The sequence below is a fragment of the Aerococcus sanguinicola genome, from assembly GCF_008726925.1.
Lineage (GTDB): Bacteria > Bacillota > Bacilli > Lactobacillales > Aerococcaceae > Aerococcus.
In genome coordinates this window covers 226,657-249,736 of sequence record NZ_VYWO01000003.1, presented here as the reverse complement: position 1 = coordinate 249,736, position 23,080 = coordinate 226,657, and the positions used below count along the sequence as shown (strand labels likewise).

Annotated in this window: 23 protein-coding genes; 2 read left to right on the top strand and 21 right to left on the bottom strand. The window is 48.6% G+C overall.

Annotation, left to right across the window (positions count from 1 at the left end):
• Positions 1-525: 525 nt before the first annotated feature.
• The 3 genes from F6I03_RS06460 to F6I03_RS06450 are packed head-to-tail and all read right to left on the bottom strand — an operon-like array spanning position 526 to position 2,879.
• Positions 526-1,854 carry a glucose-6-phosphate isomerase gene (locus F6I03_RS06460; protein ID WP_070430106.1) on the bottom strand — a complete coding sequence of 443 codons (1,329 nt, stop codon included), beginning with the start codon at positions 1,852-1,854 and terminating at the stop codon, positions 526-528.
• A gap of 12 nt (positions 1,855-1,866) precedes the next feature.
• Positions 1,867-2,280 (bottom strand): CvfD/Ygs/GSP13 family RNA-binding post-transcriptional regulator, encoded by a 414-nt coding sequence (locus F6I03_RS06455; protein ID WP_070430105.1) that lies wholly within the window; start codon positions 2,278-2,280, stop codon positions 1,867-1,869.
• Complete coding sequence (locus F6I03_RS06450) at positions 2,280-2,879, bottom strand: peptidylprolyl isomerase (RefSeq protein ID WP_070430104.1); 600 nt, start codon at positions 2,877-2,879, stop codon at positions 2,280-2,282. The genes F6I03_RS06455 and F6I03_RS06450 overlap by 1 nt, the downstream gene beginning before the upstream one ends.
• Positions 2,880-3,053: 174 nt before the next feature.
• On the opposite strand from F6I03_RS06450, the gene F6I03_RS06445 reads away from it, so the two are divergent.
• A complete protein-coding gene (locus tag F6I03_RS06445) occupies positions 3,054-3,548 on the top strand; it encodes a divergent PAP2 family protein (RefSeq protein ID WP_070430103.1) in 495 nt (164 codons plus the stop codon).
• A gap of 30 nt (positions 3,549-3,578) precedes the next feature.
• On the top strand, positions 3,579-4,586 hold the full coding sequence (locus F6I03_RS06440) for an NAD(P)/FAD-dependent oxidoreductase (RefSeq protein ID WP_070430102.1): 1,008 nt from the start codon (positions 3,579-3,581) through the stop codon (positions 4,584-4,586).
• 47 nt (positions 4,587-4,633) lie between these two features.
• Here the strand turns inward: F6I03_RS06440 and F6I03_RS06435 are convergent, their stop codons facing one another.
• From F6I03_RS06435 to F6I03_RS06350, 18 genes are all read right to left on the bottom strand, one after another.
• Complete coding sequence (locus tag F6I03_RS06435) at positions 4,634-5,266, bottom strand: TIGR01906 family membrane protein (protein ID WP_070430101.1); 633 nt, start codon at positions 5,264-5,266, stop codon at positions 4,634-4,636.
• Positions 5,251-6,051 (bottom strand): HAD-IIA family hydrolase, encoded by an 801-nt coding sequence (locus tag F6I03_RS06430; RefSeq protein WP_070430100.1) that lies wholly within the window; start codon positions 6,049-6,051, stop codon positions 5,251-5,253. Before F6I03_RS06430 ends, F6I03_RS06435 begins: the two co-directional genes overlap by 16 nt.
• A 2-nt stretch (positions 6,052-6,053) precedes the next feature.
• Positions 6,054-6,668 carry a YutD family protein gene (locus F6I03_RS06425; protein ID WP_070430099.1) on the bottom strand — a complete coding sequence of 205 codons (615 nt, stop codon included), beginning with the start codon at positions 6,666-6,668 and terminating at the stop codon, positions 6,054-6,056.
• Between the two features lie 13 nt (positions 6,669-6,681).
• Positions 6,682-7,125, bottom strand: a complete 444-nt coding sequence (locus F6I03_RS06420; protein WP_070430108.1) for a MarR family winged helix-turn-helix transcriptional regulator — start codon at positions 7,123-7,125, stop codon at positions 6,682-6,684.
• 21 nt (positions 7,126-7,146) lie between these two features.
• Positions 7,147-7,791, bottom strand: a complete 645-nt coding sequence (locus F6I03_RS06415; protein WP_070430098.1) for a DnaD domain protein — start codon at positions 7,789-7,791, stop codon at positions 7,147-7,149.
• 27 nt (positions 7,792-7,818) lie between these two features.
• Positions 7,819-9,012 carry a pyridoxal phosphate-dependent aminotransferase gene (locus F6I03_RS06410; RefSeq protein ID WP_070430097.1) on the bottom strand — a complete coding sequence of 398 codons (1,194 nt, stop codon included), beginning with the start codon at positions 9,010-9,012 and terminating at the stop codon, positions 7,819-7,821.
• An 18-nt stretch (positions 9,013-9,030) separates the two neighbouring features.
• Positions 9,031-9,504 carry a DUF5590 domain-containing protein gene (locus F6I03_RS06405; RefSeq protein WP_070430096.1) on the bottom strand — a complete coding sequence of 158 codons (474 nt, stop codon included), beginning with the start codon at positions 9,502-9,504 and terminating at the stop codon, positions 9,031-9,033.
• 4 nt (positions 9,505-9,508) lie between these two features.
• Positions 9,509-12,259, bottom strand: coding sequence for an exonuclease domain-containing protein (locus F6I03_RS06400; RefSeq protein ID WP_070430095.1), 2,751 nt, complete (start codon positions 12,257-12,259; stop codon positions 9,509-9,511).
• Entirely contained in the window at positions 12,259-13,524 is a 1,266-nt protein-coding gene (locus F6I03_RS06395; RefSeq protein WP_070430094.1) for a CCA tRNA nucleotidyltransferase, read from the bottom strand. The genes F6I03_RS06400 and F6I03_RS06395 overlap by 1 nt, the downstream gene beginning before the upstream one ends.
• On the bottom strand, positions 13,521-14,300 hold the full coding sequence (gene dapB, locus F6I03_RS06390; protein WP_070430093.1) for a 4-hydroxy-tetrahydrodipicolinate reductase: 780 nt from the start codon (positions 14,298-14,300) through the stop codon (positions 13,521-13,523). The genes F6I03_RS06395 and dapB overlap by 4 nt, the downstream gene beginning before the upstream one ends.
• Before the next feature lie 58 nt (positions 14,301-14,358).
• A complete protein-coding gene (locus F6I03_RS06385; protein WP_070430092.1) occupies positions 14,359-15,654 on the bottom strand; it encodes a tetratricopeptide repeat protein in 1,296 nt (431 codons plus the stop codon).
• A 124-nt stretch (positions 15,655-15,778) separates the two neighbouring features.
• Complete coding sequence (locus tag F6I03_RS06380; RefSeq protein ID WP_067971897.1) at positions 15,779-16,060, bottom strand: HU family DNA-binding protein; 282 nt, start codon at positions 16,058-16,060, stop codon at positions 15,779-15,781.
• Between the two features lie 156 nt (positions 16,061-16,216).
• Entirely contained in the window at positions 16,217-17,527 is a 1,311-nt protein-coding gene (gene der / locus F6I03_RS06375; protein ID WP_070430091.1) for a ribosome biogenesis GTPase Der, read from the bottom strand.
• Between the two features lie 102 nt (positions 17,528-17,629).
• Entirely contained in the window at positions 17,630-18,925 is a 1,296-nt protein-coding gene (gene rpsA / locus F6I03_RS06370; protein ID WP_070430090.1) for a 30S ribosomal protein S1, read from the bottom strand.
• A 96-nt stretch (positions 18,926-19,021) separates the two neighbouring features.
• Entirely contained in the window at positions 19,022-19,720 is a 699-nt protein-coding gene (gene cmk, locus F6I03_RS06365; RefSeq protein WP_083290469.1) for a (d)CMP kinase, read from the bottom strand.
• 20 nt (positions 19,721-19,740) lie between these two features.
• A complete protein-coding gene (locus F6I03_RS06360; RefSeq protein WP_070430088.1) occupies positions 19,741-20,529 on the bottom strand; it encodes a LysM peptidoglycan-binding domain-containing protein in 789 nt (262 codons plus the stop codon).
• A 75-nt stretch (positions 20,530-20,604) separates the two neighbouring features.
• Complete coding sequence (locus F6I03_RS06355) at positions 20,605-22,071, bottom strand: RecQ family ATP-dependent DNA helicase (RefSeq protein WP_191622029.1); 1,467 nt, start codon at positions 22,069-22,071, stop codon at positions 20,605-20,607.
• On the bottom strand, positions 22,064-23,071 hold the full coding sequence (locus F6I03_RS06350) for a hypothetical protein (protein ID WP_070430086.1): 1,008 nt from the start codon (positions 23,069-23,071) through the stop codon (positions 22,064-22,066). Before F6I03_RS06350 ends, F6I03_RS06355 begins: the two co-directional genes overlap by 8 nt.
• Between the last annotated feature and the right edge of the window lie 9 nt (positions 23,072-23,080).

Genomic DNA, 23,080 nt, shown 5'->3' with positions numbered 1-23,080 from the left:
TGCCGCCAGCGTTCGTCCTGAGCCAGGATCAAACTCTCATGAAAGATTCATGAGCTTTGATAAGCTCGTTATTGCTGACTTTTTATAGTTGTTTGCTCAACTATTTATTGTTTGAATTGTTGGTTCACCAACTCGAAGTTGATGCCCTACACAATTGGTTCGTCTTCTTTGTTCAGTTTTCAAAGGTCTATCTCGCCGCCTCACTGAAGCGACTCAATTAGTATATCATCTTTATCGAAAGCTTGTCAAGAACTTTTTTGAAATTCTTTTTTTTAGAACTTTTTTGATAAGATGATGGTCGTTAGATTCTCGGCTCAACGCTTCTGAATCAAGCGACTCAATTAGTATATCGAAGTCTATTAGACTTGTCAACACTTTTTTAATTTTATTTTTTTGTTGGCGATCAATCTCGATCAGCAACAAAAATTATTATACCTCCTTCTCTTCCCTTCGTCAACTCTTTTTGATAAAAAAAGCCAACTTTTTTGTTAGTTGGCTTTAAATCAATCATCTTGTTCTTATATTTTAGAGGCGTTCATTCAGAGCTTGTGCGAGCTCTTCGTAGCCTTCCCTACCTAAGAGAGCAAACATATTCTTCTTGTAGGCTTCCACACCTGGTTGGTCGAAGGGGTTAACGCCATTCAAGTATCCAGAAATTGCAACAGCGATTTCAAAGAAGTAAATCAATTGACCAAGGGTATAAGCGTCAATAGCTGGAGCGTGTAATACGAGGTTAGGTACACCGCCATCGGTATGGGCAAGGAGGGTCCCTTGGAAGGCTTTGGTATTGACCTCATCTACTGACTGCCCTTCCAGATAGCCAAGGCCATCACTATCTTCCGCTAGGCTTGGAATCTTAATATCCTTCTCTGTTTCTTCAACTTTGATGACTGTTTCAAAGAGGATACGCCGGCCGTCTTGGATATATTGGCCTAAAGAATGTAGGTCCGTTGAGAAATTAGCAGAGCTTGGGTAGATGCCCTTGCCATCTTTACCTTCAGATTCCCCGAATAACTGCTTCCACCATTCAGCAAAATATTTAAGCTTGGGCTCGTAGTTGACAAGAATCTCAGTGTTATAGCCCTTGCGGTATAAAATATTGCGGATAGCTGCATAGAGATAGGCATCATTTTTTTCTAGTTCAGGGGCTTGGTAAGCTTGGTGAGAGGCTTGGGCGCCTGCTAGCAGGTCATCTGTATTGGCCCCGCTAGCTGCAATTGGTAAGAGTCCCACAGCCGTTAAGACAGTAAAACGTCCGCCTACCCCATCTGGAATAACAAAAGTTTCGTAGCCCATTTGGTCCGCTTCCGCTTTGAGCGCCCCCTTGGCTTGGTCAGTGGTGGCATAGATACGGCGCTTAGCTTCCTCTTCCCCATATTGGTCGATCAAACGTTTCTTAAAGATGCGGAAGGCAATCGAAGTCTCCGTCGTTGTCCCAGACTTAGAAATGACATTGATGGAGAAGTCTTTGCCTTCTAAAGCTTCCATCACTTCGCTGAGATAAGTCGCACTCAGACTATTGCCCGCAAAGATAATTTCTAGCTTCTCTTCTTTTATAAACTGGTGGGATAAAAAGGAAATGGCTGCCTTAGCCCCTAAGTAAGAGCCTCCGATCCCTAAAACAAGTAGGACATCAGAATCCCCTTGAATCTTCTTAGCGGCTGCTTTGATTCGTTCGTATTCTTCTTTATCATAGTCAAAAGGCAGGTCTAGCCAGTCCGTAAATTCATGGCCGGGCCCCTTTCCCGACCGTAGGAGACTATGGGCCTGGTTGACTTCACTTTGCATGAAATCAATTTCATGTTGTGAGATAAAGGGAGCAAGTTTTGAGACATCTAATTTTAAATCTGGCATTTTAAAGACTCCTTACTTATTAAAGTGATTTTGGTGGTAATCCTTAACCAGTCCTGATTGGATATTGGCGAGGCCCTCATCCACCCACTTGGGCAGGTTCTCTGCGACTAGGCCGAAACCATAATCTTTAGGGTGGTGGTGTTTGTGCCAGTTTCCGCGGGCTGGTTTCTTATTTTTGAACAAGGGTTGGAGCGCCCGTAGAGAGAGGGAGATCTTTTGGCTATATTCATCAATGTCAATGATCTTAGCCGTCACTTCTTCGCCAATCTCATACTGGCTATAAATATCTTTGACAAAGCCGTGGTTAATCTCCGAGATATGGATGAGCCCCTGGTGGTTAGCTCCTAAACTAACAAAGATACCATAGCTTTGAATTCCGGTTACTTTTCCTTTGACAATATCTCCAATCGCAAATGAGCTAGTCATTAGGCATCACTTTCTGGATCGATGATTTGGATACCTTCGATGACGACATCTTCCAAGGGCTTATCCTGAGCATCCCGGTCGACCTGCTCAATCTGGCTGACTACATCCTGGCCCTTTCGCACTTGACCAAAGACCGTATGCCGGTGGTCTAACCAAGGAGTTCCCCCCTCTTCAGCATAAACGTCAACAATCTCTTCTGGCCATCCCCCGGCACGCAATTGGTTAACCATCGCTTTATCGACAGGACCAGCTGAAACAATAAAGAATTGTGAGCCATTGGTATTGGGCCCAGCATTGGCCATAGAGAGGGCCCCTTTAATATTAAAGAGTGACAAGTTGAATTCATCCTCAAAAGCCTGGCCATAAATGGATTCTCCCCCACGACCGGTCCCTGTTGGATCGCCCCCTTGAATCATGAAGTTCGGAATGACCCGGTGGAAAATTACCCCATCATAGTAGCCTTCTTTGGCATGTTGGATAAAATTTTCGACTGCTTTAGGGGCAAATTCTGGAAATAGGGCAACTTCGATCGTCCCTTTGTTCGTAGTAATAAGGGCTTTACTTTCCTTAGCCGCTTCTGTTAATTGTGGAAATGACATAACATTCCTCCTTATGAAGATCATTAATTTTACTCTCTTCTATTGTACCAATAGTTAAAGAAAATGTATAGTTATCGCCAGTTCTCTATTAGAAAGATTTGTGTTATATTTATTAAGTAGCCGTCAAGACTTACGGCATACCTTTCACCTAGCCAATAAATTACCGGAGGCCCTATGGACGTACTAACAAACCTACCGCTTGTGGCAACGCTCAGCGCCATTGTCGTTGCCCAAGCCCTAAAATTTCCGATTGCCCTGCTGATGCGCAAGAGCAATGCCAAGCTTGCCTTGCTCCATGCCACAGGGAGTATGCCGAGCTCACATTCGGCTGCTGTAACCGCCTTGATTACAGCACTCATTCTCAAATACGGCTACCAATCGGCCTACGTTGCCATTGGGGTGTGCTTTGGCGTGATTATCATGTTCGATGCCATGGGGGTCCGGCGGCAAAGCGGAGAACAAGGGATGCTCCTTCGCCAGCTGCTCTTGATTCTGGAAGAGCGGGCAAGTAAGGAGGAAGACCCTGTGCTTAGCCGTCAACTCCAGGCCATTAAGGAGAGTAAGCTCGTCATCGACGATTACTTAGGCCATAAGCCATCCGAAGTGATCGGTGGTATCCTGACAGGGATTCTAGTGACCTTACTCCTTAACAGTCTCTTTACTTTTTAAAATAGTCATTAGATATAGAAAGGACCTTATATGGAAACACAGTCAAGTGATCTTATCATTATTGGTGCTGGGCCAAGTGCCCTCTTCGCCGCTTTCTACGCCGGCATGCGCCAGTTAAGTGTGAATATTATCGATAGTTTGCCTGAATTAGGCGGCCAACCCAAGGCCCTCTACCCTGACAAGATTATCTATGATATCCCGGGCTACCCAGAGATTTCTGGGGCCGAATTAATTGACCGCCTCTCCCAGCAGTTGGCGCGCTTCCATTCCACTACCCAGTTTAGCCTCAACCAAGAAGTCTTAAACTTAGAAGCAAGTGGCGATGAATTCATTGTTGAAACTAGCCGTGCAACCTACCGCAGCAAGGCGGTAATTATTGCAGCAGGCAATGGTTCCTTCAGCCCACGTAAGGTTGACCTGGACCAATTAGACCACTATGAAAATCGTGGCGTCGCCTATTTCGTCAGCAACTATACGGCCTATGCTGGCCAGCGTGTGGCGATCTGTGGTGGCGGGGACAGCGCCCTGGATACAGCCCTAGCCCTCAGTGACTATGCCAAAGAAATCTACCTGATCCACCGCCGCAATCGCTTCCGGGCCCACGAATACTCCGTCGAAGCCGCCCGGCAAAAGGATAATATCCGCTTCGTCACGCCTTATGTGCCTACTGGGCTTGAAGGAGACGGGATCAACCTTTCCGCCATCCATTTAGAGAAGGCTCGTTCGGATGAGACCCAGAAGATTCCGGTAGACCAAGTGATCATGGCTTATGGCTTCACTTCCTCCCTTGGTGAAATTAAGAACTGGGGCTTGGAAATCGAGAAGAATAAAATTTTAGTAGATGACCACTTACAAAGCAACCGTCCGGGCATCTTTGCAATTGGCGATATCGCAGGCTATCCAGGCAAAACCGACCTGATTGTTTCGGGTTTCGGTGAAGCGCCAACCGCCGTCAACGCTGCCTATCAATTTATCTACCCAGATAAACGGATCAGTCCCCTTCATTCTTCCGACCTGCTCAAAGAAGACAAGAAATAAACAAAATGACGCTCAGCTGGAGGCATCTTTTCAGCTGAGCGTCATTTTTATGGTGTCCGCAATTTTTTACCCAGATAGTGGTAGACCCCTTGGATACCTAGTTGGAAGAGGATAAAAAAGAGGATAAAACAAAGCATGAAATAACTCTCGGGTAGGACTTCAATAATGGGATCCCTGCTAGGGTCGAAGAGCCAGGCCTGGTTGTCGAACAGAAGCTCATGAAAACGCAGAAACACCCAGTTGAAATTGAGGACCAAACCCACAAGAGCTAAGAGGGGGAGGAAGCGTAAATAGGCAAAGATCCGGTAGAGCAGGTATTGGCTGCCCGCTTTCAAGGGTTTTCGCGTGAGGACATAGGTCAGGCCCAGGCCCAAGACTAGGCTGGGATAGACCATCAAAAAGAGACGCTTCACCTCATAGAAATGAAAGCGGGCCGAAGCCGAGGAGGGAAAATAAGCAAAATCAAGACTGTGCCGCCAGGGAAAATTCAAATAGGTCAGCATCTGCCAATAATCGTGGAGGACTTCCTGGTTTGTCAAAGCTACCCGGTCAGCTAGTTGGCCCCCATATAAGACGGCTAAATAGAGGGGCAAGCACCAAATCGTCAAGAGCAGGGCCGCTGCGATAATCCCTGTGAGGAGACTGAGGGTCAGTAAGCCCACTCTTAGATACTTGGCCATAAGTCCATCAACTCTTGATAGTCTTTAACCAGCCAGGTCGGCTCAATATTCAATTGCTCAATATCGTCTCTTTGGTGGACCCCTGTTTCAATTAAAATCGTCGCTAGGCCCGCTCGGTTTGCAGCTAAGATATCAGTGGTCAGGTTGTCTCCCAGCATCACGACTTCATCCGCTTCAAGGCCTAACTGCTCCAGTGCACCGAGGATAATATTGGGGCTCGGCTTACCGCAGACAATCGGTTCTGTCCGTGCTACCTTAGCGACTAATTGCCCCAAGGCCCCCGCTCCCGGCACAAAGCCATGGCTGGAAGGAAATTGGATATCGGGATTGGTCAAGTAAAATTTAGCCCCAGACTGGGCGGCATAGGCACACTGGGCCAAGTCTTGGTAGGTCACACTTTGGTCCAAGCCCATAACTAAGAGGTCGGCAGGGTCAGCTAAGGGATCCACCGTCAATTGATAGCCCTCAGCGGTAACGGTCGCTTTCAAGTAATCGCTCCCCATCACGTAGGCCTTCTGCCCCGACTTAGCTTCTTCTTGAACCAGCAAGTGGGATAGGGCATCCACACTGGTATAGACCTGGTCGGGCTGAACATCAATCTGATGGTAGTCGGCCATAAATTGGGCAGCTTCTTGGTGGGAACGCATGGAATTATTGGTAACAAAGAGGAAGGGCGTCTGGCTTGCGCGCAAGTCAGCGATCCATTCCCGAGCACCAGGGATGGGGCGCTTTCCCTTATAGACAGTCCCATCCAAGTCTAAAAACATGGCACGTTTCTTTTTCATGCTTATTTTTTTCCTTTCGTTGAACGAATTTTAAAACCTTCTCTTTTCTTATTGCCTTGGGTAATGGTTTGACGCTTGGCTGGCTTGGCCGAGCTCTTGTCTGTTTTAATGCTGAAATTCGTCTTATTGTCTCTTGGGCGTTTTTTCCGACTGGTCTTATTGTTTTCTCGGCGTCGACTTTTTTTCTTTTGGGCCTTACGGTTTTTGTTCTTTTTCGGCCGTTTCTTTAACTTGGCATTTCGTTCCTGGCGTTCTTCGTCATCTCGTGAATGCTCCAAGACAAAATACTCACAAGCAAAATTGCAGTATTCTAAGAGATAATCGGTCAGATGGGAAATCTTACGCTCAAGGGGAACATGGGGCACGTCATCTTTGTAGAAGCCCTTTAAGCGAAGTTGTTCATAGGCCCAGTCCCCCACAATATAATCATAACTATCCAAGATGGGCATATAGCGGTCAGCCAAGGCATCCAGGTCAATAGCCTCTTCCTGGCTCCATTCTTTAACGGTAAAGGCCTGGCCATTGATGGTGAGTGCCTGGCTATCCGTGCGTTGGACGTCAGCTTTAGGGAATTGTTTCTGTTCTAAGCTTTTTTCAGGATTCGTTTTTCTAGGCATAGGCAAGCTCCTTTCACTGGTCGCGCTTATAGTGTTCTTCCGCATTGAAGCCCAATTTCTTGTGAATCAGTCGCAAACGTTTCAATTCATCGGCATCCAGGACTGAGAAGAGCTGACTCACATAGCGGACATGTTCTTGGTAGTCCGCAGCAATTTTAGCTTGGCCCTTGGGTGTTAGCGCAATGATGATCCGCCGCATATCCTGGGAAGAACGTTCACGCTTGACTAAGCCCTTGCCTTCCAAACAGTCGATCACATAAGTTACCGAACTATTGGGAATCAGCAGGTGTTCCTTGATGTCTTGGACCACATGGGGTCCCTTATTCAAGAGAAATTCTAATACCATAAATTCGTTTTCAGTCAATCCATAAGTCCTCATATTTTGCTTGAGGGCCCGCATCATCAATTGATGGGACCGCAGCAAGATACGGAGGGTATGTAATTGTTGCTGGGTCATATTTTGCAAGTTGCTAGCTCCTTACTCCTGGTCTTTTTTTATAATTTTTTTCATGGGTGCTGGTGGCAGGTCAGAAAGCGAGTGTTGCTGGCTTTGTTTTGAAGTTCTTTGCTTGGGGTTGCGTCGCCAATTCATTAAGACCTTGTCAATATAGCGTAGACTATAGGCCTGGGCGAGAACAGCTTCTTTGATTGCTTCAAGGATCATGTCAGTTGGAAACTTATCCTTGTGCAACCAATCCGCCACTTCTTGGTATTCAATGGGCGACAAAGGCCGGCCAAATTCACTTTCTAAGACTTGGAAAACCCTGGTTTCTCGGTCTTCAGTCTCTTGGCTCGCTTTGGCTGCTTCTTCCTGCTTGACTAAGGCGTCAATCCTATTATACAAGAATTCCAAGTTATAATACTCGGTTTGTTGGTTTTTTTCATTTTTCTTACTATCAATCCGCAAGTACTGGCGGTCGACCAGGGAATTGATCAAACTTAGGATCTCATCGCGAGTCATCCCCATCCGCTTCATCAGCATAGAGAAGGAGGGGAATTCAATATTGTCTTGCTGGAAACTAATCAAATGTATGAAAAAAAGCATCTCCTCATTGGTGATGCCTATTTCGTGATACATCTCAAGAAGAAGTGTCCGCAAAACAGTATATTTTTCGATTTTCATTCTTGATCATGCTCACTTTCTCGTGCTTTATGCTTGCACTTGGTGGTCTGCCATAAAGGCTTCAATCCGGTCCATGGCTTCTAGGAACTTGTCCTGGTCAGCAGCATAAGAGAAGCGCAGGAAGTCTGGCATCCCAAAGGCGCTACCAACGACGCTAGCAACCCCAGCCTCTTCGAGTAGGGCCATGGCGAAATCATCTACCGTGGCATAGCCTGTTAGACTAGCCGCTTCACGGCAATTGGGGAAGAGATAGAAGGCGCCCTGGGGCTTGGCGGCTAGATTGAAACCTGGCAAGGCAGTCATGCGGTCATAAGCGGCATTCAAACGTTTTTCAAAGGTTTGACGCATATGTTCCAGGTCATCTTGGGGACCCGTCAAAGCACCGATCGTTGCGTACTGGGCAATACCTGATGGGTTCCCACTCACTTGACTAGCTAACTTATTCATAGCCCGCATAATGTCTTCATCACCCAAGCAATAGCCCAAGCGCCAGCCGGTCATAGCGTAAGCCTTAGAGGCGCCATTAACCACGATCGTTTGCTTGCGGATAGCTGGTGAAATGGAAGCCATAGAGATCGCCTTGGTCCCATTGTAGACCAATTGATAATACATCTCATCCGAGATAATCAAAATCCCCTTGTCCACACAATAATTGCCGATTGCACGCATTTCATCTGGACTGAGCACAGCCCCCGATGGATTAGATGGCGTGTTCAGGATCAAAAGTTTGGTCTTATCTGTACAGGCTGCTTCGAGCTCTTCAACAGTTAAGACAAAGTTATTGCTTTCCTTGGTTTCGATAATAACGGGCTTACCCCCAGCTAGACGGATTTGTTCGTAATAGCTGACCCAGTAAGGTTGGGGGATAAGGACTTCGTCGCCAGGATTGACTAAGACTTGGAAGAGATAGTAGAGAACAAGTTTACCCCCATTCCCTGCAAAAATTTCACTTGGCTCATAAACAACCCCATCATGTTTCTCATGGTAGTGGGCAATGGCCTCGCGCAATTCTAAAGCCCCACTGGCAGGGGTATAATGGTGACCCTTGCCGGCATACATGGCTTCCTTAGCATAATCCAAAATATACTGGGGCGTATCAAAGTCCGGTTCCCCAACAGTTAAGGAAATAATATCCCGCCCTTGGGCCTTGAGTTCCCGGGCTTTGTCATTAGCTGCGAGTGTTTTCGATTCTTGTAAATTCATGATGCGATCAGAGATCATATCGTCACCTCATTGTTTCTATAAATTATTGATAGTTTCGTACCAAGTGCCGTTGGTTGCATTAATATAATGATACCCTAAATTCCCCTCTTTATCGACAAAACTTACTTCCCAAACGAAAAAATTATCATCAAAACCGAGCCGGGCTTCCTTGACCTCCACCTCAGGCAGTTCATTATGGGTCAAGGCAATGGCATTTTCTTCCGTTACCATTTCATCAACAAAGCCCTTGTGTACGGTTTTGCTATCTGGTTGATAGGTCAGATAGACTTCGCGCCCGTCCTTATTCTCCGCCCGGACGGAATACCAAGTCTCGTCCTTAGTGAAGAGGTAAAAATCCTTAATAGCAGATAGCTCATGGTCTTGGGCCACCTGGCTGACTTCATCCTCCGCATCGATGAGCGGTTTTTGGGAAGAAAAATAAACATTATTGGTCAGTAAGATGTAGAGTGTGAGAAAGGCAATTAGGATGTAAAGTAGTTTTTTGCGCATGCTGTCATCCTTTATCTTGACTTGAATCCTGTAAATCTGCTTTGAGCTCTTCTAGGCAAAGCGACGTGAAACTGGCGGTAGAGGCTAAATAGGCTTGGAGCTTGTCCGCATAAGCACTCTTGACTAAACGTTGGTCGAGGGAGAGGAAGGCAGCAGGCTCTGACTGGCCATTGGCAGCTCGGCCAATCGCTTGTTTGAGCCGGACCAGCATATCGGGCAGGGCCACTGTTTCAAAATAATCCCTTCCCTCTTCTCTAGCCAAGGCTTGCTTGGCCAATTCGTCCGCTGCTTCCGGAGCCGCAAAGGGCAAGCGGGGCAGCAAGACCAGGTCCAAGCCTTGCTTAAAGTGGACCCCTTCGCTAAAGTTCTGCAAACCGATTAGTAAGCCCGAATCCTCTTGGTCGAAGAGTTGGAAGAGCTTATGGGTATGTTTAAAATTAAGCTGGCTGTACACCTTCTGGAAGCTCTGATAGTCTAAACGCTCTTTTAAAGCAGCTTCTAGTAGCCGGGCCTGGTTTTTAGCATTGACCAAGACCAAGACGCGGTTATAGGAGCGGGGCCAGAGACTTAATAGGCAGTCAGCCGTCCAAGCCGCTGCCACTTTAGCATTCATCTTATCAATGGATAGGCCATCCATCAAGACAAAGACTTCTTGCAGGGCCTGACGCGTTTTGTAAGAATAGCGGACAGGCTTAGTCTCAAAGTCTCGGCCAGCCAAGGGACTTGCTGAAATAAAGACGGTTTGGCAGGCTAGTCCTTTAAGAAAGCGGTCGAGCAAAGCCTGGTCTTCGAAGGGCTTGGCTTGAACTTGGCAGTGGAGATTATCCCCCACTTCGACCAGGTTCAAGACGTAATAATCTAAGTTCCTTCCTCCAAGTAAGCGGTCAAGCTGGTCATTCATCCGTCTTTGCTCCTGGACTAAGGCCTTCAGTTGGTCTAAGCGTTGCTTACTATAGCCTGCTTTGACTTGGACAGCCTGGCAGAGTTTAATCAGGGAAGCCGACAAGTCGCTTACCCGAGCCTGGACTTCCTTGAGCTGGCGATAGAAGGCTGAAGCCTGGAAGTCCGACTTTAACATAAAGCTCTCTTTGGTCTCACTCTGCTGTTTATAATAGACCAGTTTGCGATAGTTTTCTTCCAAGTAAGCCATCAACTGGTCAAAACTTTGCCAGACGGTCTGGATTAATTGACTGGACTGGTACAATTCATCGAAGGATTGGCCAGAGAATTGGTAGGCCTCAGGGAAGTGAATCAAATTGGCCAGCAATTTTTGAATGTGGTTGGCTTGCTTTTCAAAGGACTGACTGGACCATGCCTTGCTGCCGTGGGACTGGAGGGTATCCAAGAGTTGATGGCTCTCATCCACCAGGAAGCAGCCCTTGGAAGAGAGTAGACCCCAAGCTTCCAGGTCATTCTGGTGCTGGCAAAGAAAGGCTTGGTTGGTTAAGACCAGGTCCGCCTCAGGAATCGCCTGCCATTCCCGGGCATAGTAGGCATGGTCTCCCCACTTCGCCAGAGCCTGGTCACAAGCCTTGGCCGTCGTCATCTGTCCTGTGAAATCCTTGGTCAATAGGCCAGGATTCAGCTCAACTAAGAGCCCCGTCTGACTTTGGGCCAGCCAAATCATCAAGCCGGCTAAGAGCAAGGCATCCCGCTTCTTGACCTGCTTGCTCGCTAGGAGGTCATGGTGAAAGGCTTCCAGGGCAGATAGGTCGATATAGTGGCGGGAACTCTTGAGCTGGACATAGCGCAAGGGCCGGCCCAGAATATCAGCCACCTGTTGGAGACTCTCCTGAGCCAAACGGTCCTGGAGCAGACGGGTCGAAGTCGCTAGCACCAGGTCCGCTTGCCCCGGCGAAGATTGCAGAGCCGCTAATAAGTAGGCCAAGCTCTTACCTGAGCCAGCGGGAGCATCCAGGCAGGCCAATCTTTCTTGATCTTGGTCAAAAAACTGGGACAAGTCCCGGCAAATCCCTTCTTGAAGACCAGTCAAGTGGACATCCCCCTGGCCCACATAGATAGCCCGCTCGCCCAAGTCTAAGCTTGTCGCTTGGTCCTGGCCAAATTGTTTAGGAAAGACCAAGCCCTGGCCTTTCTGTTCAGCGAGGTAAAAGGGCCCCTTCTTCACTAGACCTTCCCTCGTGCGCGGTGCCCAGTCGTCGACCCAGCGGTTCAAATAGGTCCCAGTCTGCCGAATCATGCGCGCAGTCAAAGGCTGGATGGACTGGAAGAGGTCATAGGATAGCTGGCGGATTCTGTCTTGGATCAAGAGCAAGATATGAGCTGTTGCCCGTGCATCATCGAGGGCACTATGGGCATGGACTAAGGAAATGCCATGCTTTTCTGCAAAGTCCCCTAATTTATAACTTTGGTCACAAGGATAGAGCAGGCGGATCAATTCGACGGTGTCAATTCCCTCATTGCTAAGGGGGGGATAGCCCAAGCGCTCCAGGCTCCGGCTCAAGAACTTATAGTCGAAGTTGATATTATGGGCCACCAAGATTCGCTCCCCCAGTTTCTCTAAGAAATCATCCGCTATGTCTCTTAGGCGGGGTGCCGGGGCCAACTGCTCATCTGTAATTCCCGTTAGGTCAACAATGCGTGGGGGAATTTTTTGGTCGGGCTGGATATCCCAGCTGTATTCTGCTTCAATGCCTTGGTCGCTTAACTGAACCAGACCGATTTGAATAATCTTGTCGCCCTCTTTAAAGGAAGGACCGGTTGTTTCAATATCTACCACGGCATATCGTCTCATCACACATTTTCCTCCTCAGCTGCAATTTCGTCTTCAAGCCAAGCCAAGAGAGTGGCCTTGTCATTGGCAACCTCCCCCTCCAGAACGGCTGCTTCAAGGGCGCGCAGCCAGCGGCCAATTTGAGCCCCAGCTTGCGGCTGGAAGGCCTGGATCAAGTCCGAGCCATTCAGGGCAAGGTCTTTTAGAGAATGGATGGGGAGTGAATGCCAATTCGCCTGGCAAGCTTCTAGATTGGCTGGACTAAAAGCCTGACTCAGTAAACTCGCTTGCGCTTCTTCCTGGGCCAGAGCCTCTTCCACCTGCCAGGCTAGGTCAAAGCCCTGCTGGTAGAGCGAAATGGGGTCCCAAAGCGCTAAATTCTGGCGGACAGCCAGGGCATAGGCCAAACCAGCAATATGTTGGTCTTCACGCTTGGACATCTTCCAAGACCGGGCCAGTTCGTGGCTAGCTGCTTGATAAGCTTCCTGGTCAGCACCAGGGCCTAAGTCTAAATAGAGATAGAAGGCCCAGGCCAAGTCTGATTCGCTAAAGGCTGCGGGGGCGACTTGGGCCAGCATGGCCTCCAAGACGGGGCCTTTGAGCATGGGACAATAGGCCCACAACTTAGCCTCTAACATCTGCCCCAAACCTTTTTGCCAGTTTTTCCCTTGCCACAACTTGTTCATTTCAACAAGAATCCGCTCAATGGCAATTTTCTCTAGGAGGGGGGCATTGGCCTGGAGGGCTTGGGCCGTTTCCTCTTCAATCTCAAAATCCAATTGACTCGCGAAGCGCACCGCCCGCATCATGCGCAAGGCATCTTCATGGAAGCGCTCCTGGGCGACCCCTACCGCTTCAATCCGCCCCGCTTCAATGGCCGCTTGTCCGTCAAAATAGTCAATAATGCGACCATCAGATGCCATGGCTAGCGCATTCATGGTGAAGTCTCGCCGCAAGAGGTCTTGTTCTAGGGATTGGACAAATTCGACCTTATCCGGCCGTCGATAGTCTTGGTAGCCAGATTCTGTTCTGAAGGTTGTAATTTCATAAGTCTCTCCTTCATACCAAGCCATGACGGTACCATGTTCCAAGCCCACATCGAAGTGCTTAGGGAAGACGGCCTGGACCTCTTGGGGATAGGCGGAAGTTGCGATGTCGACATCATGGATGGGCAAGCCGAGCAAGGCATCCCGGATCGAGCCGCCGACAAAATAAGCCTCATAACCGGCTGCTTCCAAAGCCTTTAGGACAGGTAGGGCCTGTTGAAAGACAGGATCTTGGATCATAGGATGTTCTCAAGGCCATAGATCAGTTCTTGGCTTGTCATTACATGGTCAACTGCCATAGCCACCCCTTTCATATAAGATTCCCGGGTAAAGGAATCTTGACGGATGGTCAGGGCCTCACCTGTCCCTCCGAATTGAACGACTTGGTGGGAGTTGAGGCCGGGCAGGCGGACACTATGGATCCGAATCCCGTGGAAGTCAGCTCCCCGGGCGCCTGTCATCTGTTCTGTTTCGTCGGGATGGCCGCTTTCATGGTCGCCCCGCTCTTCATAGATGAGTTCAGCCGTCTTTTGTGCTGTCCCGCTCGGTGCGTCCAATTTTTGATTGTGGTGCATCTCGATAATTTCAACGTCCGGCAGGTATTTGGCAGCTTCCTTAGCGAAAACCTGCATGAGGACAGAGGAAATCGCAAAATTAGGTGCAATCATCCCGCCTAGCTTGGCTTCTTGACTTCTTTGCTTCAAGTCCTCAATCTGTTCGGCTGTAAAGCCCGTCGTTCCCACAACGGGATGGACCCCATGTTCAATATAATAGCGGGTATTGTAGTAAGCCGCATCTGGTTGGCAGAAATCAATAGCCACATCAATCGTTTCCTGGTCTAGGGCTTCTTCAATCGAATGATAGACAGGGGCAAGTTCTTGCCAAGGGCTGAGGTCGTCGACTTGGTCTGCCTTCAGATCAACCAAGGCTGCCAGTTCAAAGCCTTCGTGGTTGACCACCATACGGGCTGAGGTTTGCCCCATCCGTCCTAAAAATCCTGTTACTAAAACTTTCATGCTTACGCATCCTTTCGCTGTTCGTTTCTCTCAAAAGATTACTTCTTCATTATAGCATTTATTCCGAGTAAAATTCACCCATATCTTGGTCTGCCCAGAAGCTGTAGAGGGAGGGATCCGACTTAAGCTCAGGTTGATCATTAAGGGCCTGGGCAATGGCCGTTTGGTCGCCTTCTTCGCGCATAAAACGCAAGTAATCATAAATAAAGCTCGCGTCCCCTTGCAGGTCCGGATAGGCCTTCTGATAATAGTCGCGGGCCTGGGCATAGTCTTCGTTCAAATCATAAGTCCGGGCCACAAGCCAGGCTAATTCTCCAGATTGGTAGGCGTCGACTGGCATGGCCTCAACTTGGTCTTGAGCCGCCTGGCCATCCTCAGCCGCTAAATAACTATGGAGGATGAGCTCATGCATGGCCGTATAATCTGGATCCAAGGCTAAAGCTTGCTCGGCATCAGCCAGGGCCTGGTCGGTCTGACCAATTTTCTGGTAGAGGCGGGCCCGCTGCCCCCACAAATCCGCATCAAAAGGTTGGCTGTTGAGTGCAGAAGTCAACATTCTCAAGGCCTCATCATCTTCATGGTAGGCTTCCTTCACTTCAGCATAGAGGGCGAGTTCCTTAGCTGTCAGTTGGTCTTCTAGATAAAAAGTTTCCAAGATGCCCTGGGCCTTCTCATACTCTTCACTTAAAGCATAGAGCAAGCCTAATTGCTTCTCTTCAGCCTCTGTCCGGTCCTCAGCCTGCTTGGCTTGGAGTTGGTCTAGGGCCTCATCGAAGTGGCCCACAGCTATTTGGGCAAAGCGGTAGTTTTCTTCCACTTTCGCTCTGATCGGGTCAGGCAGGTCGCTGCGGTCCAAGAGCTGGCGGTAATCCAATAAGACCGACTGAAAGTCTCCCTGGTCAAATTTCAGCTGGGCTATTCCATAAGAAATAATTGGTTCATCCGGTGCCAGGGACTGGGCTTCCTGGAGCTTGACCATGCTGACTTCTGGTAATGAGAGCATCTGATAGGCATCGGCCTGCATCAAGAGGGCTTCTAGCTGGTAGGGATGGTCCTCCCCCATGGCTAGCAAGTCATCAATAGCCGCCGTGTAGTCCCCTTGGTCGATCTCTGCCTCTGCTTTAAGGAGCTGCCATTCCTGGTTATCGGGTTCTTCAGCCTGGGCCAGGTCATAGAGTTTGAGCAGGCTGGGCATATCCCCTAAGGTCCGGACCGCTTCAATCAGGTCTAAGAGCTGGTCACGGCTATAAGCTTGGAAGTTAGCCCGCAAGTCTGCCAAGCCCTTGTCAATGCTGGCTTGGTCTTGGACCCGGATGGCTTGGACCAAGCGGTTAATATTTTCTTCTATCTGCATGCGAATTCCTCCTCCGCTATATTTTAGCATATTGACCCTCCCAGCCAAGGATAAGTCCCTGTCATTTAAGAAAAATAAAAAGTCAGATCCGAAGACCTGACTTTTAACTTCTCTTTTGATGAGATTAATTTCCTTTAACAGCGTCTTTCAAGCCTTTACCTGGTTTGAAGGCAGGTACTTTACTTGCTGCGATTTGGATTTCTTCACCTGTTTGTGGATTACGTCCTTTACGTGCTGCACGTTCACGAACTTCGAAGTTACCGAAGCCGATGATTTGTACTTTTTCACCTTCTTCAAGGTAAGCTTGGATAGATTCAAAAACCGCATCAACTACTGGCGTTACGTTTTTCTTTGAATCACCAACTGCGTTAGCAACACTTTGTACTAAGTCTGCTTTATTTGCCAATTTAGTTCACCTCCTCCGATAAATATTATCGGAATGTTTATTGAAAAACATTTTTAGGATTTCTCTATCTGCTTAGATAATCCATTCTAAGGATACCACAGAAGCCTTGTCACTACAATGTTTTTCTCAGTAAATTAGATAAAGTTTATGTCCTAATTACTTTCTTTCACGAGTAATTAATTTGATCGGTGTCCCCTCAAAATCGAAAGATTCTCGGATTTGATTGACTAAGAAACGTTCGTAGGAGAAGTGCATCAGGTCCACATCGTTGACAAAGGCAACAAAGCAAGGTGGCGCACTGGCAACCTGGGTCAGGTAATAGACTCTAAGCTTGCGGCCCTTGTCGGAAGGCGCAGGATTAATGGTAATGGCCCGGTTCAGTACGTCATTGAGGAGCGAGGATTGGATTCGACGCTGGTGGTTTTCATGGACATGCTTGATGAGCGCAGGTAATTGGTGGAGACGTTGCTTGGTCTTGGCGGAAACAAAGACGATTGGGGCATAATCAATGAATTGGAAGTGGGCCCGGATTTCTTCTTCAAAATGTTTCATACTGTGGTTATCCTTCTTCAAGGCATCCCATTTGTTCACAACAATAATCAGGCCACGGCCGGCTTCATGGGCATAACCCGCAATATTCTTATCTTGGTCACGGATCCCTTCCTCAGCATTTAAGACTAAGAGGGCCACATCCGCTTCTTCAATGGCTCGCATGGAGCGCAGGACGGAATATTTTTCCGTTTTCTCATAAACTTTGCCCCGCTTGCGCAAGCCAGCTGTATCGATAATCCGATACTTCTGCTTGTCCACTGTGAATTGGGTGTGGACCGCATCCCGGGTCGTTCCAGCAATATTAGAGACGATGACTCGTTCTTCCCCCAGCATGGCATTAACAATGGAAGATTTTCCTACATTAGGACGGCCGATTACAGCAAAGGAAATGGTATCGTCCACTGGCCCTAGGTCAGGCTCTTGGGGACTGACCTTTAAGACGGTCTCCAAGAGTTCCCCCAGGCCCAGACCGTGAGCGCCAGAGATAGGCACAGGATCTCCCAAGCCTAGGGAATAGAAGTCATAGATATTGGCCCGCTGTTCGGCATTATCTACCTTATTAACGGCCAGGATAACGGGCTTATTGGTCCGGTAAAGCAACTGGGCGATCATTTCATCAGTATCCGTCACCCCATCACGGACATTGGTCAGCATGACAATCACGTCCGCCTCTTCCATAGCAATCTCTGCCTGGGCCCGAATTTTGTCCTGGAAGGATTCATTAGAGAAGTCAATCCCCCCGGTATCAATGATATTCAAGCGCCGGCCCAGCCATTCCGCATGGGCATAGATCCGGTCCCGGGTAACCCCAGGAGTGTCTTCCACAATGGAGATCCGGTCGCCAGCCAAGCGGTTAAAGATGGTTGATTTACCGACATTAGGACGGCCCACAATTGCAATGGTTAAATTAGCCATTTTAAAACCTCCTTTAAACAACTTTCTTTCTGATAAAAAAATAAAGGCTGGCAAAATAAAGTATTTTGCTCAAGCCTCTATTTTCAACTCATTATTCTTAGATTAGTCTTCGTCGCTAAGGTCTAATCCTTTTAATTGGTCGCCTAATAAGTCACCAAAGGTAAAGCCTGTATCTTCTTCAGCTGCTTGGTTTTGGCGAACAGCTTGGCCGCGGTTATTCTTACGTGCTGGACGAGATTTCTTAGCACGTGGTTTGTTGTCGCGGTCAGCGTTTTCTTCTTTAGCTGGTGCTTCTTCTAAGGCTTTGATGCTTAATGATAGGCGGTTTTCTTCTGGGTTCACATCAAGTACTTTAACTTGTACTTCTTGACCTTCTGATAATTTGTCAGATGGGGTATTCACGTGCTCATGAGCGATTTGTGAAATGTGAACTAAACCTTCCACTCCTGGGAATACTTCAACGAAGGCCCCGAAGTCAACTAGACGGCGAACAACACCATCTAATACGGCACCCTTAGGCGCTTTTTCTTCGATATCTTCCCATGGTCCAGGTACTAAGTCCTTGATTGAAAGTGAAATACGGCCACGTTCTTCATCAACAGACAAGATCTTCACATCAACTTCTTCCCCAACAGTTAAAACATCTGAAGGATGTTTCACGTGGTGGTGGGCAATTTGTGAGATGTGAACTAAACCGTCAATACCACCTAAGTCGATAAAGGCACCGAAGTTAGCTAAGCGTGCCACTGTACCAGTAACAGTTTGGCCAGCTTCAAATTGTGCTAATTTTTCAGCGCGTTCAGCAGCAGCCTTTTCAGCAGCAATTTCTTTGTGAGATAAGATCAAGCGGTTTTCAGCTGGATCAATTTCCACAATTTTAACTTCTAATTCTTTATCTTTGTAAGGGGTGAAATCTTTAACGAAGTGGTCCTCTACCATTGAAGCAGGAATGAACCCACGAACGCCAGCGTCAACAACTAAACCACCCTTAACCACTTTCTTAACGGGAACAGTGATTGTTTCGTCGTTTTCAGCCTTTTCTTCAAGTTCTTTCCAGATTTTCTTCGCTTCAACGCGGCGACGTGAAAGTAAGAAGGAACCGTTTTCTTTTTCTTTGATTTGTTTAACAACAACCAATTCAATAACGTCCCCAACTTTAACGACATCTTCAACATTATCGATTGGTGTTGAAGAAATTTCACGGAATGGGACAACGCCTTCAACACCGGCGCCTTCAATCCCTACGATTAATTGGTTGTTTTCATCGATGGTTAGAACTTCACCATTGACAGTGTCGCCAATTTTAACGTCCAAGGTTTGGTCAAGGACATCTTCCATTGATGGCATTGCCTCTGTTTCTTCTACTTCATGATTTTGTGCTTCAAATTCGTTTGACATATATTGTATCCTCTCCTAAAGTACTAGCCACCAGTCAAGAGACCAGTGTTACAACGTTGATTTTACCATGTTTGGCTTAATAAAACAAGCGATCTACTAAATATTTTCCGCTTTCTCTTGCTTTTTCTCATCAATAATAGCAATTAGCTTGGCTTGGACCTCTTCGATGGTCAGTTGGGAACTATCGAGCTCGATGGCATCGTCTGCCGGACGCAAGGGGCTCTCCTCCCGGTTCATATCATAGTGGTCGCGCTGGCGGATTTCTTCTTCAATCTCTTCCAGGCTTTGGTCCGAATAGTGGCGGTCCAAATTCTCTAAGTAGCGGCGTTTGGCCCGCTCATGGACGGAAGCAAGCAGGTAAATCTTCACCTGGGCTTGGGGAAGGACCACGGTGCCGATATCGCGGCCATCCATGACAATACCAGGCGCACTGCTAGCGATTTCCTGCTGGCGGTTGACCATTTCCTGGCGGACCATGGGGATGGCAGCATAATAAGAGACCAGGTTAGATACCTGGTCCTCCCGAATCGCCCGACTCACGTCTTCACCATTCAAATAAACCAACTGGCCCTGGTCCGAGGCTTGGAAAGTAATCTCCACTGAAGCCAAGAGCTCTTCAAGCTGGGCCAGGTCTTCAGGCCCAATCCCAGCGCGCTTGGCAGCTAGGGTCAAGCACCGGTACATCGCTCCCGTATCCAAGTAGATATAGCCGTAGTGCTGGGCCAGACGCTTAGCCAAGGTTGACTTGCCCGAAGAAGCTGGACCATCGATTGCAATTTGAAAATTTTGAGTCAATTCAGGCGCTCCTTTCCTCATTACTGTACCCTAAGTACAGTTCCTGGAGCAATGTTAGAGTTAGCACTGAGCCCGTTAGCTTGCAGTAATTGGTCGAGGGTCATGCCATGGTTGACCGCAATCCGGTAAAGGTTGTCCCCAGCTTGAACGGTATAGGTCCCCGATGTGCCGGCTGTATTTTGCCCTTGTTGGTTCTGTTGGGCATTCGCTGAAGACTGGGCCAGTGAAGCCCGTTCAGAAGCTTGGGCGGCTTGCTGTTGTTGGGCAGCAATGCTAGCTGATGCAGCTGCTGACTGGCTAGCTTGGTTGGCACTCTCTGCTTGCTCGGAAGAAGCAATCGATGCTGATTTTTTCTCAGCTTCTTCTTTAGCCTTTGATTCGGATGCTTTCTTCCGGCTCTCTTCTTCTGCCTTAGAAGCCGAAACATTCTGGGTCTTAGACACCATCACTTGGTCGGTTGATTGGGGCTCAACGGTCTTCTTCTGGTTGGCCGTATAAACCGTAATAATCAAGGGAACAATCACCATCACTAAGAGAATGAAGGTCAACACTTTAGCGAAGGGCGAAATCTTCTCATCTTGGCCCTTAGGATTGCGGGCTGAACGCGAATACTGGCGTTTCTTCAAGTTCTCATACTCACCAAAGTTCTGGTCACCCTCTTCGCTGAATTCACTCGTTTCGGGCTCATCTCCTAGGTCCTCATAGTCATAGTCGTCGACTTCATCGTAGTCCTCGTAGTCGAAGTCCTCCTGGTCCAAATCATCTGAAGGACGATTTCTAAACTGTTTAAACTTATCGCGTAAGCTCATTGCGGGTCAATCCTTTCCAATTCATTTAAAAAAATTGTATCACTTTATGACAGAAAAGTCATTTAAATTCCTTGGTCATTCCTGCCTAAATAATTGGCGCAAACGGTCCTGCCACTTGACTCTACCTGGACTGGAAACCCTCTGCCCTGATTCCAAGAAGGCCTGCCAGGGGGCCAAACTTTCAAAGTTAGGCTGGCAGCGACTGCAACAAAAGTCCGAGTCCACCGGCTCCTGCGCTTGAAAATAAGCCAGAAGCCCTTGCCTCAAACAAGTCTGGCCCTCAACCAAGCCCAGTAAATGGTCCAGGGCCGCTTGTTTTTTCTTGATATAAGTGAGATAGTGGGGGCGGGCCTGGCTGTAATCTTTAAAGTGAAAGCGATAGAACCGTAGCCGGGCTGCCACCGCTTGGTCGACCCCGCGGCAGAGCTGGTCTAGGCCCTGGTCATTTAAGTTAAAGGCCTGGGCGAGTAGCGGCAAGAAGCTCTCCGCCTCTTCCTCTGGATGCTGCCTAAAATACAGCAAGCGCCGCTTCTCTTCCTGGTCCACCAAGATCAAGTGATAGGCCTGCTCGCCATCCCGACCGGCTCGCCCACTCTCCTGGCTCAATTCATTGAGCGAAAAAGGCAGGTGGTAGTGGATCACAAAGCGGAGATCGGACTGGTTGATCCCCATACCGAAAGCCGAGGTCGCAAAAATCACATCCAAAGCATGGGCAAGAAAGCGTTCCTGGATGGCGAAACGTTGGCTGTCTGGCAGGTCGGCATGGTAGGCCGCTACATTGAAACCCTGGGCCCGGAAAGTCTGGCTCAATTCTTCAAGTTCTGCCTTCTGGTGGACATAGACAACCCCTGGCTTGGGCAGGCGGCTTAATTGCTGGCTGAGGAAGTCTAACTTGTCTGCCTGGTCCAAGACTTCACAATCATAAAAAATATTGGGCCGGTTGAGAGGAAGCTTCAAGGTCTCCACTACTTCCTCAGGGGCAAAGAGATAGCTCTGGATATCGCGCAATTCGGCAGGGCTAGCTGTGGCGGTGAGGGCCAGGGTCAAAGGGTATCCTAAGTCTTGGCGTAAGGCCTTGAGCTGGGAGTATTCTGGGCGGAAGTCCACTCCCCATTGGAGGATACAGTGGGCCTCATCCACGACGAAGAGATCAATCTTCAACTGGCTGAGTCGGGACTTAACCCGGGCCTGTTGGATCATTTCAGGCGAGAGAAAGAGGAAGCGGTAGCTCCCTAATTGTGCCAAGGCTTGGTTAAAGGCTGGTGCCGTCAAGGAACTATTTAAGGCCATGGCTCCCTTGAAGCCCCGGACTTGGAGTTGGGCCAGCTGGTCCTGCATCAAGGCAATCAAGGGGGAGACAATCACCGTTAGCCCCTCTTTTTTCTGGGCAAAGAGCTGGTAAATCAGGGACTTGCCCCCACCTGTTGGCATTAAGGCCATGACATGCTGGCCAGCTTCAAGGCTCTCTAAGGCTTCCAACTGGCCCGGCTTAAACTTGTCCCAAGCAAAGTAAGTCTCTAATTCCTTCTGAAAATCACGCACGGTCAGACACCGCTCCTTTCCCTTTGAGATTAGCGATCTGCCAGACCCGGTAGAGCCAAAAAGCTTGACCTTCGTACTGGTCCTGAAAAGCGGCATAGTCTTCCGGTGCTGGCTCTGCGTAAAAGCTAGCAGGAGACCGGCCCAGGGCTTGGCTCAAATAAGGCAGGAGGAGTTCACAGTCAAAGACCGCTACTTCAATCAAATGGTCATACAAGGTGGACGCCTTGAGCCCCCGCTTGTCCTGGAGTTCTTTAAGACTAGCCCCCTGAAGCAAGGCCTGCAAGGTAACATCAGCCGAGGGTTTCCAAGCCGGAAAGCGACGGTCGAGCCCCCTCTTAAAATAAGTCAGATAAGGAAGCGTCGCGGAGTCTTGGAGGCTCTGGTCCAAACGGCCCAAAACATAGCGCCGGGCCAAGTCAAATTCTCGACCGTGGACGAGGTCCAAACAGTCTTCAGCCGCTAAGGCAGGCGCGTCGTGACCGGAAAACTGGCTAACTAAGAAGTCCGCCTGGTCCTGAGGCCAGCTGTCCAACATCTTCCCCCATTCGTGATAAAAAGCTTCTAGAACAGTCTCTCGGTCAAGCGGGCTAAGTTTACTCAAATAAAGTTTGACAAATTGTTGGACTTCCCAATCCTGGGTCACCGTAACATAACGGCTTTGCTTATAGGCCAACTGGGACAGGGCTTGGACGAGGAGCAAGTAGGCCTCGTAGCGCTTCTGCCGGGAGGGCGGAAAGACCATGCCCTGGCGAAAGTCAAGCAAGTCTGCCAAGAAAGCAGGCTTTGTGTTAGAATAATCCTGGTAGGCCGACTGACCAGCTAAGACTTGGCCCCAGTCCGCCTTCTTGAGCTGGGGGAAGAGGCCAAAATAAGCCGCCAATTGATGCTTAAGCGCAAAATAAAGCGTCGATGGGGTCCGCTTGCCTACAAGCACCTGGTAGGTCGAATTAGCTGGCAGGTCTAGGCAGCTCTTTACCACTTTAACAAGAATTTCGTTCACGTAACTCCC